The sequence below is a fragment of the Ignavibacteriales bacterium genome, assembly GCA_016709765.1.
GTDB lineage: Bacteria > Bacteroidota > Ignavibacteria > Ignavibacteriales > Ignavibacteriaceae > IGN3.
The window spans coordinates 424,622-442,971 of the sequence record JADJMD010000013.1 but is presented as its reverse complement, the minus strand read 5'-3'; the positions used below and the strand labels follow the sequence as shown (position 1 = coordinate 442,971).

The 18,350-nt window shown below is 32.8% G+C and carries 18 protein-coding genes, 1 tRNA gene and 1 pseudogene; 14 read left to right on the top strand and 6 right to left on the bottom strand.

The window, feature by feature from the left end:
* Positions 1-24 precede the first annotated feature (24 nt).
* The 13 genes from bamD to IPJ23_11585 all read left to right on the top strand — a co-directional run bounded on the left by bamD (position 25) and on the right by IPJ23_11585 (position 12,544).
* A complete protein-coding gene (gene bamD, locus IPJ23_11645) occupies positions 25-783 on the top strand; it encodes an outer membrane protein assembly factor BamD (protein MBK7631331.1) in 759 nt (252 codons plus the stop codon).
* Entirely contained in the window at positions 783-1,253 is a 471-nt protein-coding gene (locus IPJ23_11640) for an acyl-CoA thioesterase (GenBank protein ID MBK7631330.1), read from the top strand. The genes bamD and IPJ23_11640 overlap by 1 nt, the downstream gene beginning before the upstream one ends.
* Entirely contained in the window at positions 1,204-3,333 is a 2,130-nt protein-coding gene (locus IPJ23_11635) for a VCBS repeat-containing protein (protein ID MBK7631329.1), read from the top strand. Before IPJ23_11640 ends, IPJ23_11635 begins: the two co-directional genes overlap by 50 nt.
* Positions 3,330-4,610, top strand: a complete 1,281-nt coding sequence (locus IPJ23_11630; GenBank protein MBK7631328.1) for a hypothetical protein — start codon at positions 3,330-3,332, stop codon at positions 4,608-4,610. Before IPJ23_11635 ends, IPJ23_11630 begins: the two co-directional genes overlap by 4 nt.
* Positions 4,611-4,799: 189 nt before the next feature.
* Positions 4,800-4,976, top strand: coding sequence for a hypothetical protein (locus IPJ23_11625; protein ID MBK7631327.1), 177 nt, complete (start codon positions 4,800-4,802; stop codon positions 4,974-4,976).
* A gap of 42 nt (positions 4,977-5,018) precedes the next feature.
* Complete coding sequence (locus IPJ23_11620) at positions 5,019-5,651, top strand: ABC transporter ATP-binding protein (protein ID MBK7631326.1); 633 nt, start codon at positions 5,019-5,021, stop codon at positions 5,649-5,651.
* Positions 5,652-6,317, top strand: coding sequence for a heme exporter protein CcmB (locus IPJ23_11615; protein MBK7631325.1), 666 nt, complete (start codon positions 5,652-5,654; stop codon positions 6,315-6,317).
* A 34-nt stretch (positions 6,318-6,351) separates the two neighbouring features.
* Positions 6,352-7,056, top strand: a complete 705-nt coding sequence (gene ccsA / locus IPJ23_11610; GenBank protein MBK7631324.1) for a cytochrome c biogenesis protein CcsA — start codon at positions 6,352-6,354, stop codon at positions 7,054-7,056.
* Position 7,057: 1 nt separating this feature from the next.
* Complete coding sequence (locus IPJ23_11605) at positions 7,058-7,207, top strand: CcmD family protein (GenBank protein ID MBK7631323.1); 150 nt, start codon at positions 7,058-7,060, stop codon at positions 7,205-7,207.
* Positions 7,197-7,586: a cytochrome c maturation protein CcmE gene (locus IPJ23_11600; GenBank protein ID MBK7631322.1), complete on the top strand. Its 390-nt coding sequence runs from the start codon at positions 7,197-7,199 to the stop codon at positions 7,584-7,586. Before IPJ23_11605 ends, IPJ23_11600 begins: the two co-directional genes overlap by 11 nt.
* A 138-nt stretch (positions 7,587-7,724) precedes the next feature.
* The gene (gene ccsA / locus IPJ23_11595; protein ID MBK7631321.1) at positions 7,725-10,127 is read left to right on the top strand and encodes a cytochrome c biogenesis protein CcsA; all 2,403 of its coding nucleotides are present in this window, start codon (positions 7,725-7,727) and stop codon (positions 10,125-10,127) included.
* Positions 10,128-10,223: 96 nt separating this feature from the next.
* The gene (locus IPJ23_11590) at positions 10,224-12,395 is read left to right on the top strand and encodes a S46 family peptidase (GenBank protein MBK7631320.1); all 2,172 of its coding nucleotides are present in this window, start codon (positions 10,224-10,226) and stop codon (positions 12,393-12,395) included.
* Between the two features lie 74 nt (positions 12,396-12,469).
* Positions 12,470-12,544 (top strand) — tRNA-Asn (locus tag IPJ23_11585).
* Here IPJ23_11585 and IPJ23_11580 read toward each other — a convergent pair.
* Together IPJ23_11580 and IPJ23_11575 are read right to left on the bottom strand one after the other, a co-directional pair.
* Positions 12,503-13,417: a recombinase zinc beta ribbon domain-containing protein gene (locus tag IPJ23_11580; GenBank protein MBK7631319.1), complete on the bottom strand. Its 915-nt coding sequence runs from the start codon at positions 13,415-13,417 to the stop codon at positions 12,503-12,505. The genes IPJ23_11585 and IPJ23_11580 overlap by 42 nt on opposite strands.
* Before the next feature lie 234 nt (positions 13,418-13,651).
* Positions 13,652-14,140 (bottom strand): annotated as a pseudogene (locus IPJ23_11575) (recombinase family protein).
* A gap of 120 nt (positions 14,141-14,260) precedes the next feature.
* On the opposite strand from IPJ23_11575, the gene IPJ23_11570 reads away from it, so the two are divergent.
* Positions 14,261-14,836 (top strand): recombinase family protein, encoded by a 576-nt coding sequence (locus IPJ23_11570; protein MBK7631318.1) that lies wholly within the window; start codon positions 14,261-14,263, stop codon positions 14,834-14,836.
* A gap of 43 nt (positions 14,837-14,879) precedes the next feature.
* Here IPJ23_11570 and IPJ23_11565 read toward each other — a convergent pair whose 3' ends face one another.
* The 4 genes from IPJ23_11565 to IPJ23_11550 all read right to left on the bottom strand — a co-directional run bounded on the left by IPJ23_11565 (position 14,880) and on the right by IPJ23_11550 (position 18,278).
* Positions 14,880-15,260, bottom strand: a complete 381-nt coding sequence (locus IPJ23_11565; protein MBK7631317.1) for a hypothetical protein — start codon at positions 15,258-15,260, stop codon at positions 14,880-14,882.
* A gap of 3 nt (positions 15,261-15,263) precedes the next feature.
* Positions 15,264-15,491 carry a hypothetical protein gene (locus IPJ23_11560; GenBank protein MBK7631316.1) on the bottom strand — a complete coding sequence of 76 codons (228 nt, stop codon included), beginning with the start codon at positions 15,489-15,491 and terminating at the stop codon, positions 15,264-15,266.
* A gap of 99 nt (positions 15,492-15,590) precedes the next feature.
* Positions 15,591-16,967 carry a hypothetical protein gene (locus IPJ23_11555; protein MBK7631315.1) on the bottom strand — a complete coding sequence of 459 codons (1,377 nt, stop codon included), beginning with the start codon at positions 16,965-16,967 and terminating at the stop codon, positions 15,591-15,593.
* A complete protein-coding gene (locus tag IPJ23_11550; GenBank protein ID MBK7631314.1) occupies positions 16,968-18,278 on the bottom strand; it encodes a hypothetical protein in 1,311 nt (436 codons plus the stop codon). It lies immediately after the preceding gene.
* Between the last annotated feature and the right edge of the window lie 72 nt (positions 18,279-18,350).

Below are 18,350 nucleotides of genomic sequence, written 5' to 3'. Positions count from 1 at the left end.
ATCAAAAAACCTATAAACTGTAAAATGAAAAACTTATTTGTACTACTATTTGTAACATTATTCCTGTTTGCATGTTCTTCAACTCTGGATACGACTAATATGACTCCGGAAGAAAAATTAGCATATGCTATAAAACTTTATGGCGGCGAAGATTACGAAGAAGCTGTCAAAGAATTTGAATCAATAATTCTTCAGTATCCCGGCAGCAGTATTGTTGATGATGCGCAATATTATTTAGCGATGACCAGATTTCAGCGTGAGGAATATATTCTTGCGGCATATCAGTTCAGTAAACTTATAAAGGGAATGCCTTCCAGTGAATTTTTAGCGGATGCTCAATATATGTTAGCAGATTGTTATTATGAACTTTCACCTGATTATACACTTGATCAGCAGTACTCTAAAAAAGCTGTTGAAGAGTTTCAAGTATTCATAGATTTCTTTCCGCTAAATGCCAGGGTTGTAGAAGCTGAAATCAGAATAAAAGAATTAAATGATAAGATGGCAAGAAAAGAGTATGAAGCCGCTCGCATTTATGATAAGATGGAATACTATTTAGCGGCGTTTAAATATTATGATACTGTTATGGAAATTTACCACGATACACAATACGCTCCGCTTGCACTTTATAACAAAATAAATTTACTTGTTGATAGAAAAAGAGACGCCGAAGCGTTAACGGAGTCACAAAAGTTTATTCAAAAATATCCGGATCACAAAAACTTTAGTGATGTTGAAAAGATCGAAAAATCATTAGAAAGCAAGCTTTCGGTAAATCCATAATGCCAGCCTCAAAAAAAATAAGTGATTCACAAATTATTATGACTGAACTTGTTCTGCCTAATCATACAAACCAGCTTGGTAATTTATTAGGCGGACAGTTGATGCATTGGATTGATATTTGCGCCGCTTTAAGTGCGGCAAAACATAATCAAAGAGTTTGCGTTACAGCCTCTGTTGATAGAATTGATTTTCATAATCCTGTAAAATTGGGTGATGCGGTAACCTTAACTTCATCAATTAATAGAGTGTTTAAAACCTCAATGGAAGTTGGAGTAAAAGTTTACGCGCAAAATTTTAGATTAGGCACCCGATTTCATACGAACACAGCGTATTTAACTTTTGTTAGTGTTGATAGTGATGGTAAACCGGTTCAGGCAATTGATGCACTACCGGAATCTGAAGACGAAATTAGAAGATACAATGAAGCTCTCAAAAGAAGAGAGAACCGCCTTAAAGACAGGAATAAGTAAATTTAAAATACTCTTATTATTTGTTTTACTCTCAGAAATCATTTCACCGCAAATACCGTTTAAGGGATTTTGTAAACTAAATTCATTTAGTGTTGATTCCGGGTTTACAAAATTATTTAGCTTTAATTATAACCAGGATGAACACTCAGATTTACTGCTTTATAATCCAACCCAAAAAGTTGCTGCGCTGTATGATGGTAAAAGCGGCACAAAGTTTAATCTTAAAGAAATGTTACTACTCCCAGTGGAAATTTCTTCAATCGAACCAATAATATCTCCGAACAAAATTATTGAATCGTTTGTATTTACTTCAAGAAAGAATAGGAGTCTTGGAATTTACAATTTTAGATCAGACGGTAAACCAGTGTTAGTTTCACAGATAAAATTGGATTCTTATCCAGAAAATATAAGCATCACAAATAATTATTTAGACAGTTCGCAATCGTTTATATTATCTGGTAATTTATTTGATGGATTGTCAATAATATCAAACGAGAATAATCTATTAACAGAAAAAAAAATCTGTTCAAATAGATTATTCCAAAACGCACAATTTATTGATCTTAATTCAGACGGTTACGATGATATTGCGGCACTTAACTCAATCGAAAACAAGCTTCATTTTTTTTATAACAATTCCCGCAATGATTTTAATGAGCTGAGGAGCATAAATATCAATGAAGATGTTTTATCAATGAAGGTATTTGATATTAATTATGATCAGTATAAAGATATAATTGTGAGTACAAAATCTAATATCAGAATTTATTTTGGTGATGCAATTGCTTCCTTTAATAAATTAATATTTGTGCAAACAAAATATCCTGCAGATAAATTTATAATTGGTGATTTTAATCGAGATGGATTTTTTGATGTTAACTATTTAAATGTGGATGAAGGAATAATATCAACAATCTTTGCAAAAGATTTTTTTATGTTTTATCCGGAAATTATTCAGAAAAAGAAAAAGGGAATTGTTGATGTAATTCCTTTTTTTAGCAAGTTTGTTTATGGCGCCGCTTATATAAACCAAAGCGGAGAAGTGAACATTCTTTCTTCAATCGCTTTAATGTCTGATAACCAGCAGTTAGCTGTTGGGGTCGAACCCAACTTAATTACATCATTCGATCACATAAACAATGGTATCGTTGATTTTGCATTTGTTGATGAGTTTGATGATAAATTGAAGTGCGTCATCCGCAGCGCGTCAGGATTACCAGAAAAACTATACAGTGTTAATTTATTTGAAGAGCATAACAAACTTTTAACTTTTAGTAATAGTAAATCAGTAAAAACCTTTTTTCTTTATAGTACGGATAAAAAAAATGTTGAAGCAATTGAAATTGATTTTGAAAAATATACTTTTAAAAGAAAATTTCATTATACAGAAGGGCCAATTCAGGATCTTGCAATGAAAACTGATGCCGGCGGTGAAGCCGAACTATTTATTCTTTATTCAAAAAACAAAATTTTAAATCTACAGGCTATTTCAAAAGCACCCGTAAACTATAGTCAAAAACTTTACACTATTTTAAGTTCAAACTGGTCTAACCCATTTTTGTTTTTTCAAGATAAACTTACAATTGGTTACTGGCAGATTGATGCTGATTATACAAAGTTAGAGTTATTGAATTTTACCGAAAAGGAAAGAAAGCCAATTACCAAGCTTAAGATTAACGGAAATAATTATGGGTTGGTTTCAAAATCCAATAAAGTGCAAACTAAGGATGGTTTTAATTATTCTGTGTTACTCTCAAGTGAGGAAAAATATTTTATCGTTGCGGGCGTTTATGAACCTAAAAATTTTAGCACAATTAACACTAACAAGGGATTTAGGATACAAGATAAAAATCAATTATTTTTTGGAAAAACTAACTCAATTTTTGTTTACGATTCAAATTTAAGCTTGGTTACAGAATATATTTCTGCCAAAACAAGTAATAAGTTATTTACTGCCGGTAAAGTTGAAAATATTAAATTGAGTGATTGCATTATAGAAAAACTTGATCAAAGGAAATATCATTTGATATTTACGAATACAAAATCCGGTAATATTGAAATAAGGCAGCTATCTAAATGATAAAAATTTTTATAGCCGTTTTAGTTTTAAATTTGTCATCAACAATTCTTCCGCAGAAATTAACAAAAGTTGAACTTGACTCACTTTACAGCTTATTTACTTATGTAAAAGGTGTTAGTACTTCAGAAAATATGCAGCAACAATTTGAAGAGCACCCGGAAATTACTAAGTGCGGATTAGGATTAGTTACTACCATCAAAGAATACTTAAGCAACTTTTCTATTGAACAGCAGAATGTTTTAACAAAATTGTTAACCAGGCCTACAACAGAAAAAAGTATAACTACTTCAAATGGTTTTTTCAGAGTTCATTATGATTTAACGGGAAGCAATGCTTTAGGTTATGATTTAAATCTTTTATTGCAGGCTTTAGATTCGGTTTACAATTTTGAAATTTCATATCTTAACTATCCAACGCCTCCCTCAGATGGTTCCGAAGGCGGCGATGATAAGTATGATATTTATGTGCAAAATCTTGGCGGACTTTACGGATACACACAGTTTGAAACCAAGGTTGCTGATTCTCGATGGACATCGTATATGGTTATTGATAATGATTTTGTTGGATATTATTCCACGGGAATAGCAGGTGCTCAAGTAACTGTTGCCCACGAGTTTCATCACGGAATTCAAAGTGGAAGTTATGCTCCTCAAAGCATAGCATCTCCTTTTAGATCTGAGGATTTATTTTTTTACGAATTAAGTTCTACTGCAATGGAGGAATTTGTATTTAATGATGTAAACGATTATTACGCTTATATGCCCTCTTATTTTCAGCATCCGGAAAGAGCAATGCCAATGCATGACGGATACAATTTAGCAATCTGGAATATCTTTCTGCAGAAAAATTTTGGATTTGAGATTTTAAAAAATCAGTGGGAAAGAATTCCAACTACATCAGCAATAAAGTCTATAGCATTAAGTATAAATTCTTTCAACTCAAGTTTTAGATATGAACTAAATAATTTTGGACTCTGGTGTTACTTTACTGGTTCCAGAGCTATAAGTGGAAGATATTTTGAAGAAGCAAGTGATTATCCGATAATAACGCCTACTGCAATTATGACTTTTAATTCATCATCTCAAACTTATGAGCTTGGTCTTTACCCCACATCAAATTATTATTTAAGGATTAACTTGCCGAACAATGATGGTGTGTTTAATTCTATAATTTCAAATTCAGATTGGCAGAAGCTGAAATTGATGATACAAAGATTTTTAAAATCTTCTTTTAGTATTTTTCAAAGATATAACTCCAGGATGAAAAATTATAAATGAAAATTATTCTGTCCTTTAGTATCCCAGAAAACCATTCACCATTTTGGAATAATGCAGGTATAATTAATAAGAGATTGTCGTATATGGAGGATCAAATTACAATAAAGCAAATCTTTAGAAGCTGAAGCAAGCGCTTTCCCAATCCTTATAAATTATCTTCTTTATCCAATAATATTATTTTGTATTTCAATGATAATATTCCTCCAAGTTGTAGAGGTTGATATAAATATTTTTCTGCTGGAATTGAATTATATTATTCTGGCAAGAAAAGTTCAATCAACTTATTTGATGAACTCAATAAACCAAATTACGGTGGATAAAGCAAAGATGTTGATTTTCCCACTGGTGTTTACATTTACATTATAAAATCAGGTGATGATATTTTTAAAGGCAAGCTGGTAATTTTTAATGACTAACTATTCTGTTGAAGCTGTTGATTTGAACAAATCTTTTGGAAGAAGACTTATTTTTAATGATTTACATTTTAAATTTGATAGCGTTGGAGTTTACGGAATATCAGGTCCAAACGGTTCAGGTAAATCTACACTTGTAAAAATTATTGCAGGAATTATCGGATCATCTAAAGGTAAGATTTTACACAAGCTGAATGATAAAGAAATTACTGAGGAACATTTACATGATCATATTGGATTTGTCTCACCTTATCTTGTTTTGTATGAGGAATTTTCTACATATGAAAATTTAAAAATATTTGCTGATATTAGAGGTGTTGCGTTTAACAAAGAACGAGTCGATTATCTTTTAAATAAATTTTTATTGTTTAAAAGAAAAGACGATTTGTTAAAAACATATTCTTCGGGAATGAAGCAAAGAGTAAAATTTATTTTTGCTTTAATGCACTCTCCGCAATTACTAATTCTTGATGAGCCAACTTCTAATCTTGATGAAGAAGGGAAAAAATCTGTTTATGATATTGTAAAAGAAGAAGGGCAAAAAAATATTGTGTTGATAGCATCCAACGAAAAACATGATTTAGAATTGTGTGGTGATATCGTTTATTTGGAGAAATATAAAAATTAAATGAACTCGAAATCCTACAGCTTGTTTTTAAAAGATTTTAAATCTGAATTACGGACACGATATGCAATAAACGCACTTGCAATGTTTATTATTGTTGCAATCAGTGTAATTTTATTTTCAGTCGGTAACGAAAAAATTAGTCCAAGTTTGACCGGCGGATTGTTCTGGGTCGTTATCTTTTTTACCGCCATGTCTGGATTATCCAGAGCTTTCGTTTCTGAGGAAGAGCGAGGCACTGCATTAACTTTACAACTAATTGCTGCTCCATCTACCGTTTACACCGGAAAATTGATTTTTAACATAATTTTAGTTTTTGCAATGAATACAATTATTGCTGTACTCTATTCAGCAATATTTGAAGCGTTTGTTATTCAGAATTTTATATTATTTTTGGCATCATTTGTACTTGGTAATATTGGATTAGCTGTTTCATCAACTATAATAGCTGCAATTATTGCAAAAGCTGGAGCGAAAGGAACGCTATATCCTGTGCTCTCATTTCCCATATTATTGCCTTTGATTTTAACGTCCGTTCAGCTAACATTGTTTGCAATAGATGGCATATCCTTTGAAAGAGCTAAGTTTGAATTGGCAATTGTTGTGAGCTACGATGTAATAATGCTCACAGCATCTTATATGTTATTTGATTTTATTTGGAAAGAATAGCTTAAATTTTATTATAAACTAATCCATAAATATTATGATCTGGAAAATATTTTTATTTCTTTTACTTGCGTTTGTCTCTATCGCTGGAATTGCATTTCCCATTGTAGAGAATCCAACACATTGGTATGAATATCCTTTCATTCCCGGCCTTGAAGAAAACGCAAAAATAATATTCTTTCATGTTCCGACAGCCTGGTTAACAGTAGTAGCATTTTTTATGTCAACAATTTATAGCTTCAAGTATTTACGTAAGAAAAATTTGGATGATGATGTTAAGTCTTACGCTGCAGCTCAACTCGGAATGATTTTCTGTATCCTCGCAACAGTAACAGGTGCAGTTTGGGCTAAATTTGCATGGGGTTCATATTGGAGTTGGGATCCAAGACAAACAAGTATATTTGCATTGTTATTAATTTATGGTGCATGGTTTGCGCTTCGATCATCAATTGAATCTGAAGAAAAGCGCGCAACACTTTCATCGGTTTATTCTATGATTGCGTTTGTTACTGTTCCGTTTTTTATTTTTATAATGCCACGAATTATGACTGGACTTCATCCAGGCTCTGCAGATGACTCAAATGCTGGACCAGTTGTTGATTTTAAAATGAACGGAAATATGCAGTTGATATTTTTTCTTTCATTGATTGGGTTTACAATTCTTTATTTTTGGATGTGGAATATCGGATACAGGTCAATTTTATTACGCGAAAAATTAAATAAACAATTAATAAGAGGTTAACTTGGAACAATTTCTATCGCAAAATGCAATTTATATTGTAATGATTATTGTACTTATTGTTTGGGCAGGAATTTTTGGTTATATGTTTAGCCTTGATAAAAGAATTAAACAAGTAGAAAAAGAAATGATTGGAGAAAAAAATGAAAAATAAATACATCTTCGGCGGATTTATCATCGTATTATTCCTTGGAATAATGGCGTACCTTTTTACACAAAGCAATATTAAATATGAAAGTAATTTTGCAAATGTAAAAACCACAGATAAAACAGTTAAAGCTACTGGCAGCTGGGTAAAAGAAAAAAATTATGATATGAATCGTGAACAAAATACATTTTCATTTATAATGAAAGATGTAACCGGAAATGAAATGAAAGTGATTTACGAAGGTGCTATGCCAAATAATTTTGAAAGTGCGACAAGTGTTGTTGTCACCGGCTCATACCGCAATGGGTATTTTCATGCAAAAGACATTTTAACAAAATGTCCCAGCAAGTACGAAGAACAAAATGTTCAGTCATCTAGTATGTAATCGCAAATAGCAAGGTGCTAAGAGCATAGCACCTTATCAAAGTTTTACTTATAGAAATTTATTAAACAATATTGCGCTTAGCATAATTGCATTTGTAATTGCTCAATGCACTCTGCTCCAGGCGCTTAGCGAGGTTATATGATTGGAAGTATTTTTTTAAGTGTTGCACTTGTATTAAGTTTGATTGCAATGGTAATGTATTACCTTTCTTTCAAAGGATATAAAAACACCTTGAACATTGCACGTTACAGCTATCACGGAATGGCAATATTTGTAATAGCTGCCTCCACTTTTTTGTGGTACGCAATTTTAACTCATCAATATCAATACAAATATATTTTTAGTTACAGCCAAAATTCATTATCAACAGGATTGTTATTATCATCCTTTTGGGGCGGGCAAGAAGGAAGCTTTATGCTTTGGTTGCTGCTTACTTCAATTATCGGCATAATACTTCAATCATATTCTTCAAAGAGAGGTGATCTTGAACCAAGAGTGATGGCGGTTTTTGCGCTTGCGACGTCTTTTCTATTAGTTATGGTTTCGCCATGGTTCAAAAATCCTTTTGAGTTTATTTGGACTATCCCTGTTTTTGTCGATGTGAAAAATATTAATGCTCAATTCTTAAATCTTCCATTTATACAAAATTTTATATTTACAGATCAACAGTCAAACACGACATTTGTACAGATGAGCTCTGAGCTTCATGCTTTGTTAGCACAAGCAGGAGTTCAGGTAAATCAATTTATTGCAGATGGAAAAGGATTAAATCCGCAATTACTAAACTACTGGATGCAGATTCACCCACCAATGTTGTTTATCGGATTCTCAATGGCAACAGTGCCCTTTGCTTTTGCGATGGCAGCTTTAATGAAAAATGATTATCGTGAATGGGTTAATCAATCGTTGCCGTGGGTGCTTGCAGGAACTGGAATTCTTGGTCTAGGAATTATGATGGGCGGATATTGGGCTTATGAAATGCTTGGCTGGGGTGGATATTGGGCATGGGATCCTGTAGAAAATTCAAGCTTGATTCCGTGGTTAATTGGAGTTGCTTCAATCCACACTATGCTTGTGCAAAAAAGAAGTTTAAAATCCACTGATGGAATTGGAAGATATGCAAAGACAAATCTTATTCTTAGCATTTTAACATATGTTTTGGTTTTGTACAGCACATTCTTAACAAGAAGTGGGGTGCTTGGTGATGCCTCAGTGCACTCGTTTGTTGACCCCGGACAACTAGTTTATTTATTTCTTGTAGTGTTTATAGGAACATTTATTTTACTTGGATTCGGTAGCATAGCATTTAGATGGAAGCACTTAGATGATAAAACTGTTTATGAAGAAAGCGTTCTTTCACGTGAACTATCCTTATTTACAGCCTCCATTATACTTGTAGCCTCTGCAATTATTGTTCTTGTTGGTACATCTGCTCCATTATTTGGAAATGCTGTTGATACTTTTTTCTACGATGAAATGCATTTACCAATTGCAATTATTATTGGATTGTTAAACGGACTTAGCTTACTTATCAAATGGAAGAGCACTAACACAAAAGACCTATTAAAGGAATCAACAATTTCTGTAATCGTAAGTATTGTACTTACGATAGCAGTTGTAGTAATTGGTGGGGTGCATAAAATAATGATGATTATTCTTACCTTCTCATCAATATTTGCGCTTGTTGTAAACGCAGAAATTGCTTTTAAAATTGTTAAAGGAAATCTAAAAAATCTTGGTGGCTATGTAGCGCATATTGGGATAGCACTGTTTATTCTGGGTATAGTTGGTTCTGCTGCCTACAGCGATCAGATGAATGTTGAACTTATAAAAGATAAACCAACAACTGCATTCGGTTATGAAATGACTTTTACAGGTTATACCCCAATTGAGAATAACACAAAATTTGCCTTTAACATAAATATGAAAAAAGGGAATAATGTTCATACCGTTTCTCCAATAATGTATATCTCCGATTATAATAACAGTCTTATGCGCGAACCTGCTATACTTAATCTTTTCTCTAAAGATGTTTACATTGCACCACTCGGCTTTGATGAAGGAACAAATCAAAGTGCTGGTAGTGGAGAAACTGTTCAACTTGAAAAAGGAAAAATAACAGAATATAAGAATTCAAAAATTTCATTTGATAAATTTGATATCTCATCTGAAACTATGGCTGATATGCAGGCAGGTAAAGATTTTCAAATGGGTGCAAACTTAACGATAGTAACAAATGATAAAAAAGAAGAGTTTGAGCTGTTTAGAAAAAGCGTTAGCGGCGAAATTCAGTTTACGGATTTTGTTTCTAAAAATGCCGGACTAAAAATTCAACTAACAAATCTTACTGCTCAAATGATCGAAGTATCAATTACATCTTTAAATGATACTCCGCAGCAAGTTGTTGAACAAAAACAAGAAGTGTTATCCGTTACTGCAAGTGTAAAACCATATATTAGTCTTGTATGGATAGGCGTAATTGTAATGGTGCTTGGTTTCTTTGTTGCAGTAGCAAGGAGATTGAAAGAATCTTTGTTGTAATAAGTTAGAAAATATTTATTCTAAAATCAGGCTCGAGAAATCGAGCCTGATTTTTTATATTTGGGCAGTTAAAAACTTTAAGGAACACAAATGAAAATGTTTTTCAATAATACAAAACTTCAACATCCATTTTTAATTACACTATCACTTTTAATTGTAATCTCTTTCGCTTTCATTCCAACCAAACCGGATGAAGGAATGTTTCCGTTAAGTGATATTAAAAACATCAACTTAAATGAAAAGGGGTTAAAGATAAGTGTAGATGAAGTTTATAATCCAAACGGCGTTAGTCTTGTTGATGCTCTCGTAAAGATTGGCGGCTGCACGGGTTCATTTGTTTCTAACGATGGATTGATAATCACAAATCATCATTGTGTATTTGGAATTGTTTCTAATGCCAGTACTATTGAAAACAATTATTTAGAAAATGGTTTTTTAGCTGAAGACCGAGAAAAAGAATTACCGGCAAGCGGATTGACCTGTAGAATCACAGATTCCTATGAAGATGTTAGTGCAGAAGTTTTAGAAGCAGCAAACACAGCTGAAGATATTTCCAAAAGAACAACTGCAATATCAGATAAGATAAAAGAAATTGTAAAACGCGAAGAAGAAAAAGATAGCACAATCGCAGCCGTGGTTTCAGAAATGTTTGTGGGTGAACAGTATGTACTGTTTAGATATAAAACGATTAACGATGTTAGATTAGTTTACGTGCCTCCAAGAACTATTGGTGAGTTTGGTGGAGAATCCGATAACTGGGTGTGGCCAAGACACAATGGAGATTTTTCATTTGTTCGCGCTTATGTTGCGCCGGATGGTTCATCGGCAAAATACTCTGAAAATAATGTGCCTTATCATCCTAAAAAGTTTTTGCAGGTAAATCCAAATGGAGTTAATGAAGAAGACTTTGTTTTTATACTTGGTTATCCCGGCAGAACTTACAAACATCAACCATCACAGTTTTTAATGATGCAGGAAAAATTTCAATTACCATATATTCAGGATATGTTTTCCTGGCTGATAAATCTTTATGAAAAACGTGGAGAGAACGACCCTGAGTTTGCATTGAAAATTGTTGGAGAAATTCAGGGCCTGGCAAATACAGAAAAGAATTACCGTGGTAAAATGCAAGGATTAGAAAGATTAAAACTAATTCAGAAAAAACAAGAAGAGGAAAAACAACTTCAGGTGTTTATTAATTCTAATCCCAAACTAAAAGAAAAATATGAAACCATATTAAGTGAAATTGATGAGGCACATCAGGATGCTTTTACTAGCGGAAGAAGAAATCTTGTTTTGTTTATGTTAAGTCGATTCGTGGATTATTATCGACTTGCAGAAATATTTATCGATTACAAAAAAGAAATGCTTAAGCCTGAATTAGAAAGAAAATCATTATACAAAGAAGATAAGAGATCTGATTTTTATAACTCAATTACAAAACTTTATAATGATTTTATGCCTGATCTTGAACCGCAAATATTAAATAAAATATTAAACGATGCTTCAATGTTCGATGAATGTAAAGATTTGGAACCGTTTAAGAGTTTTGCAAAAGGAAAAAGCAAACAAGATTTTATTTCTGATTTATATGATGATACTTTTATAAAAGACAGCAAAGAATATTTTGAACTTCTTGAAGATAAAGATGAAACCTTGGAAGATATTGATGATCCATATATTAATTTGGTAATGAAGGCAGTTGAACTTGGCGATACAGAAAGAGAAAAATCACAGGTTCGTGATGGTAAAATAAATATCCTTCTTGCAAAACTTAATGATGTTAAAAGACAATGGCTTAATAAATCATTTGTACCGGATGCTAACAGTACATTAAGATTAACTTATGGGTATGTGCGAGGATATTCCCCAGCGGATGCAACTTATTTTTCTCCAAATACAACCCTAACTGGATTGATAGAAAAGGGAAGGAACACAGGAGATTATAAACTAAATAAGAAAATAAAAGAATTGTACGATGCTAAAGATTTTGGGCAATTTATTCTTCCAAAATCAAATGATGTACCGGTTAATTTTATTTATAATATGGATACAAGCGGCGGAAATTCAGGCAGCCCGATTATGGATGCTTACGGAAGATTAGTCGGAGTAAACTTTGATCGTGCATTTGAAGCAACCGTTAATGATTATACCTGGAGTGAAAAATATAGTCGCTCAATTGGCGTGGATATTCGTTATGTATTATGGGTTGCCCAAAAGGTAAGCAAAGCTGATTTTCTGCTAAAAGAAATGGGAATTAACATTTAATTCAAGTAATTTGCGGCTTGACAAAGTATGAGGTCAATGTTATCTTTGACCTCGTTTTTACGAAAAATATTCATTCCGCGATAGCTCAATGGTGGAGCATTCGGCTGTTAACCGAAGGGTTGCAAGTTCGAGTCTTGCTCGCGGAGCCAATCGAGATAGTAGCTCGAAACTATCTTATCTGGGTTAACAATTCTGTTAACCCATTCTTTTTTTATATGCCCATCACCTCTAAAATGTATATCAATCGTCCCTTTTTCTTCCTTTTTCTTTAATTTAATAGTTATTTCTCTAATGATGGTCTTAATCATATATTTTCGTTCTTCTTTTGAAGCAGCGTCGTAATACTTTGAAAGATCTTTGAATATTTGCTTCAAGTCAGATTTATCAACCACAGTATTTTTTATTAAAGAAATTTCATGATCAACTTTTTTTCTTTCTTCTTTAATCATTTCTCTTTGATTTTCTAAATCTTCTAGCTTTAATGTGACTGACTTAAACTCGCTGGCCGAACCCTTAGCAATAAAACTAGTTAAATTATTTATCTCTTGATTGATATTATTCAAATTGGCAATTAAAGAATTCCTCTGAGTTTCATAAGCTTTAAGATCTTTAGATTCATTATGTCCTAATTGTGAAAAAACAGAATTAAATAATTGATCAGAGGAAGCAATTTTTTTTATCAGCATTTCAATAAATATTTCGATTTCACTGGCGTGAATATCTCGACTTTCACATTTAGAACTTCCATACTTAGACTTCGTTGTGCACTTATAGTAGAAATCTTTTGTTCCATCTTTTTTCCCAACAAATGATGTAGTCAAATTACTACCGCAGAATCCACATTTTAATCTACCTAATAACAAAAGCTCAGAATCCACTTGAGAAGTAAAACGATCATTCTTAGAAACATTTAATTGATCATTAACCTGACTAAATTTAGTTTCATCAACTATCGGTGAATGTAATCCTTTAAATTCCTGCTTTTTGTAAGTGATTTTTCCGATATAAATTTTATTTGTGATTACTCGATGAACAGAATCTTTATTAAATAAACCACCACCAGTTACTTTCCCAGATTTTGTAGTCCTACTTTTTGAATTAAACCCTTCACGATTGAGACGTTTAGCAACTTTTTCAACAGATAGTTCTTCCAAGTAATAATCATAGATTTTATTTACTAATAATGCTTCTGCTGAATTTATTTCGAGTAATTTATTTTTTACATCATAACCTAATGGCGCATGCCCACCACCCCAATAACCTTTAGAAGCTTGATAATAAAGTTTTTCTCTGGTCCTTTCAGCAATCATATCGCGTTCAAATTCTGCAAAAGAAAGCATAATATTTCTTTGCATCTTTCCAGCCGGAGTAGTAGTATCAATATTTTGCGTTGCAAATACGATATCAATACCAAGCTTTGTAAGCTTTTTATCAACATCCAAATAATCTAATACGCTACGTGAAATCCTATCAATCTTTGTGGCTAGAACTATATCAAACTTTTTTTCTTCAGCATCGCTTAATAATCGAATTATTTCATTTCTTTCAAGGCTCGAGCCTGAGGCTCTGTCGATATATGTACCGTTGACTTCCCAATCCTTGGCCTTACAATAATTTCTTAGTAAATCCTCCTGACCATTCAGACTACTAACTTCACCTTGTCCTTGTTCGTAGGTCGACACTCGACAATAAACAGCTGCTTTTTTCTTCTTTTCTTCTGATTTGTTTTTCTTTACCATAACCATCAAAATTTATTTTTACAAAATTAATAATACTTTAGTTGTAACACTATTAATTCCACAAAAGTACCTTTTATAAACCAATTCTTTCTTGGTAAAAGAAACGTATAACAAGAAAGGAATTTTATGAATCGAGTTATCATTTATGCTCGAGTATCCACTAAAGAACAAAATGTGGATATGCAGCTGTCAGATTTAAAGTCATATGCAGAATTAAGGAGATTAAACGTCGTCGAAGTTTATATTGACTATGCTTCAGGTGCTAAATCAGATCGTGTGAATTATCAAAAATTATTTAATGATGTTCGCAAAAGAAAAACCGAAGTTGTATTGGTATGGAAGTTTGATCGTTTTGCTCGAAGTACTAAGGAATTAATAAATGCTTTAGAAGAATTTAATAGTCTTGGTGTGGATTTCATTAGTTACAAAGAAAATGTTGACACCTCAACTCCAGCAGGCAAAATATTATTTACTATGATTTCAGCATTTGCTGAATTTGAAAGATCAATAATACGTGAAAGAGTAATTGCAGGAATGGAAAAGGCTAGGGTACGTGGGGTAAGAATTGGGAGGCCAAAAATTCCGCCATTTACAAAACAGCAGATTATTATGCTAAAAGCAAGTGGATTGACGTATAAAGAAATAATTAAGAAAGTAAAAATTTCAAAAAGTGCTTACTTTGAAATTTTGAAAAAGATGTAATAAAAAGGCGGCTGTTACGCCGCCTGTGTTAATACTAATGATACTACTTAGCATCTGGAACTTTTTCAATATAACGAGTTCTTTTTGCATTCTCATCTTTATCAAAATTCACATAAGGTTGATGTAGGAAGTAAAATCTATTCCCATTGATGTCTAAGTAACCATCAGCAAGGATGCCTTTCACTATCTCTAATCTTTGATTTTCATTTTGCTTCTTTAAATACGGAATCACATGCTCTTCTATTATAAAGTGTGCTTGGCAATTCATCATAGCATAATCATAACTAATTGATTCAATGATCTGTAAAGCAATCTTATCTTCAGTTCTGTCCAAACACAGAAAATGCTTATAAAGATGGTCAATAGTATCTAAGACTGTTTGTCTAAGTGCTTTATCAACCTTAACATTTTTATTTTTACTCATATTTTACCTAATATTATTTGGCATAATTGCCGCGGAAAATTCTGATGATGTAACCGCAACCAATAATACAATTGCAATTAATCTCCAGAATATTTGGCTGGAGTGTTTTAAGGCTCCAGCCTGTTTGTTTGTCAATGCAGTTATTGCATTATATGATACTATTTGTATAGAATATATTTTTACTGTGCCTGCGCACCTCCATATTTTATGATGTATATCTTGTTTTGTCATAGTGTAAAAATCCTTGTTAATAGTTTTTTATACAAGACGACATTACTACTTGGGAAGTATTTTTTGTATACCCGCCAAGTAAGAATTATATAATTTGGTTTATTCATCGCTGTTAGGATCCAAATACTGAAAGAAATTTTTACTCATAGCTTTCGCAGCATCAAAGTTAATTGCTTCCCATAGCTCTGGTGTTTCGGCACCTAAACCTATTTCACAATCACAATGATTTTTGATTTCTGCGATAAGCTTCAAATAAATATCAACACGTTCTTCAAGCGGGTATCTGTACCTATCATAACTAACATCTGGTTTTTCCATATGCATATCAAGCAAATCAGTATCAGGAAAATACTGCGGTATAATCCCTCTGTAGTCAGCGGCTAATCTTATACCGCCCATTGTAATCTTCGAGATTTTATTAACATCTAATTCCTTTAACAGTTTCCTGATCAATTTGATATATTCTTTTTCGTAATCTGGTATAAATATTATTGGCTCTATTTCTAGCTTAAGATTTATATCACCTTTTTTTTGAACCTGCTTTGCAGCAGCAATACGTTCCTTTAATGAATATGTACCGTGCTCATATTTATCAATTACGGACTGGGGATTAAAACCAATTGTTACAAGGACCCTGTTATCGCATTGTGCTTTTAGCAATGATGTGAGATTAGGTGATTTACTCATAAAGTTGATCTTAATATTTTTATGCTTTTCTACAAGTCCTGCAAAGAAATTAAGATGCCCGGAGATGTGGTCTATAGCCCCGATATCTGTATACTCGCCAATATTAAATGATACATCAAACTTTTTATTTTCTGCAAAATAGCTTGGAAGCTGTTTCTTAATATTGAAGTATTGCTGCTGCGCTAGTGGAACATCAAGTTTAAGTAAGATCTCTGCCAGATTATCATTAATATATTTGGATACATCTTCCTGACTAATTTTATTTTTACCCATACGGGATAATTTGTTTCTGAACTCATCCGCAAATTTCTTAAAACCCGGAGGTATTTTTAGTAAGGGCGATTCATTATAAAAAGCATACGCACTTAGAATCGTATTTAGCCCAATATGAATTGGAATTTCATTTAACATTTCTTGCTCGATCACATCTATGTTGGAGTATAACTTCTGATGCTGCTGCCGCAATGCTGTTTTACCTAAGTAGCAGAATTCACAGGAAGAGCTGCAGTTGAAAACTGACTTAACCATTGTGCTCATTCTTTCTACAATATGCCCCGGGCTTTCAAACGTTTCTATGAAAGAAGATGATCTTCTGCATATCAACAGAGTTTCTTTCATATGATGATATCTACCGGCAGCATCTAAGTGCGCCGGTAGTTCTGGTTTGCTATTTTCAACGTAAACAACTTTAACTTTTGGATTAATAAATTTGCATCTATCTAAATATTCCTTAGTTAAAGCATCATCTTTCGCCTCTTCTGTAACCTGAATTAATTTTGGAATAAACATTTACTTACCTTTCTTTTTTTTGATTATTGATTTTGGAATTTTATAAGCCAATATAGCTGGGCCCTTCATGCCAAATCGTTCTCGAGTCGTGGTCACACCTATCTTTTGTAATATCCTACTAAGTTCCCCCTGATAGCGATAATAATTATGTGGATCCAACTGCTTTATCATAAAAAATATTTTATCACAGCGGTAGTAGAAAAAATTATTATCCCCAGGCAGAAGAGATCTTGTAGCATTATGTTCCACGTAATCTGAAAGAATATCTTTACAAATTGTTTCTGGTGAAGTATCTTCTTTAACGGAGGAGATTATAGACTCCACTGCAAACTGATGAAGCTGCTCAAAGTAGTTATTCTTCTTTGTTGAAAACACTTTTGCAATCGCAAGTATTGGGAACCATTTCTCCAATTCGCGATTCTGTATTTCTGGACTTAAATTTAGTGAAGCTGGATTGTTGATAATCTTACTTAGCTCTGGCAGTTTCTTATCTAAAGTTCCGACGATAACGGGTTTTAAAGACTTTAATTTGTTTTGATCATCACTTGTTAAATACGCCACCTTGTTGGATGATGACGCTTTTTGCATTTCAATAGTTATACATCTATCAGCTAATGCCGGACTTAATGAATTAATTCCTGCAATGACTTTTGGGCAGTATGTTGAAAACTGAGTAGGTAAATTCTTGATAACTCTGTGAACTTTCCCGTCTTTTTTATAACCACTATTTAGTGACTGAATAGTAGGATTATTAGACGTACCGCGCTTTTCCAAGTCCTCAGCCTCATCAATAAACAAAGTTGGCTGTTCATTCTCTATCATTCTAAATAAATTTGCAGGTGTAACTGAGACTGTTGAAACCGGATGATGTGATAACGAAGAAAGAATTCTAACCAAAGTAGTTTTGCCAGAACCCTTCGCACCCGTTAGATGTAAGTATGGTATGGCTTCAAATAAATTAAACACATAAGTGCTTGTTGCTTCAACTGCTATGAAATCATAAAGTCTTGGATTACTAAAAAATACAAACGGCTTAATTGCATTTGTAATTTCTTCAATCAAGTTTTCGTTAACTTTTTTATCATTCCATAAATTATTGCTACCAATTGTAGCATCTGCACTTACGTCCGGGATTTCACTTAACTCGCCTTTGCCATTCACCAAAAAACTTTTCCCATTCTCACGATATACTTTTACGACCTTCCCCCCAATTGTATCAAATGACAATTGCCCTAAATCCGTTACACACTTAGGTTTATCTTTTACACTAGCTTCTAAATCAACTTTTTTCTTAATTATTTTTTTCTTCATATTTATTTGACTTTCTGTACATATTTTGTACGCCCGAAATATGCTTGGTTATTGTCTAAAACAGAAGAGTGT

Coding starts and splice junctions, on each gene's coding strand:
- IPJ23_11550 (MBK7631314.1), bottom strand. CDS start 18,278: ATGAAGAAAAAAATAATTAAGAAAAAAGTTGATTTAGAAGCTAGTGTA.
- IPJ23_11640 (MBK7631330.1), top strand. CDS start 783: ATGCCAGCCTCAAAAAAAATAAGTGATTCACAAATTATTATGACTGAA.
- IPJ23_11615 (MBK7631325.1), top strand. CDS start 5,652: ATGAACTCGAAATCCTACAGCTTGTTTTTAAAAGATTTTAAATCTGAA.
- IPJ23_11565 (MBK7631317.1), bottom strand. CDS start 15,260: ATGAGTAAAAATAAAAATGTTAAGGTTGATAAAGCACTTAGACAAACA.
- IPJ23_11635 (MBK7631329.1), top strand. CDS start 1,204: ATGAAGCTCTCAAAAGAAGAGAGAACCGCCTTAAAGACAGGAATAAGT.
- ccsA (MBK7631324.1), top strand. CDS start 6,352: ATGATCTGGAAAATATTTTTATTTCTTTTACTTGCGTTTGTCTCTATC.
- ccsA (MBK7631321.1), top strand. CDS start 7,725: ATGATTGGAAGTATTTTTTTAAGTGTTGCACTTGTATTAAGTTTGATT.
- IPJ23_11630 (MBK7631328.1), top strand. CDS start 3,330: ATGATAAAAATTTTTATAGCCGTTTTAGTTTTAAATTTGTCATCAACA.
- IPJ23_11560 (MBK7631316.1), bottom strand. CDS start 15,491: ATGACAAAACAAGATATACATCATAAAATATGGAGGTGCGCAGGCACA.
- IPJ23_11590 (MBK7631320.1), top strand. CDS start 10,224: ATGTTTTTCAATAATACAAAACTTCAACATCCATTTTTAATTACACTA.
- IPJ23_11555 (MBK7631315.1), bottom strand. CDS start 16,967: ATGTTTATTCCAAAATTAATTCAGGTTACAGAAGAGGCGAAAGATGAT.
- IPJ23_11570 (MBK7631318.1), top strand. CDS start 14,261: ATGAATCGAGTTATCATTTATGCTCGAGTATCCACTAAAGAACAAAAT.
- IPJ23_11620 (MBK7631326.1), top strand. CDS start 5,019: ATGACTAACTATTCTGTTGAAGCTGTTGATTTGAACAAATCTTTTGGA.
- IPJ23_11600 (MBK7631322.1), top strand. CDS start 7,197: ATGAAAAATAAATACATCTTCGGCGGATTTATCATCGTATTATTCCTT.
- IPJ23_11625 (MBK7631327.1), top strand. CDS start 4,800: ATGATAATATTCCTCCAAGTTGTAGAGGTTGATATAAATATTTTTCTG.
- bamD (MBK7631331.1), top strand. CDS start 25: ATGAAAAACTTATTTGTACTACTATTTGTAACATTATTCCTGTTTGCA.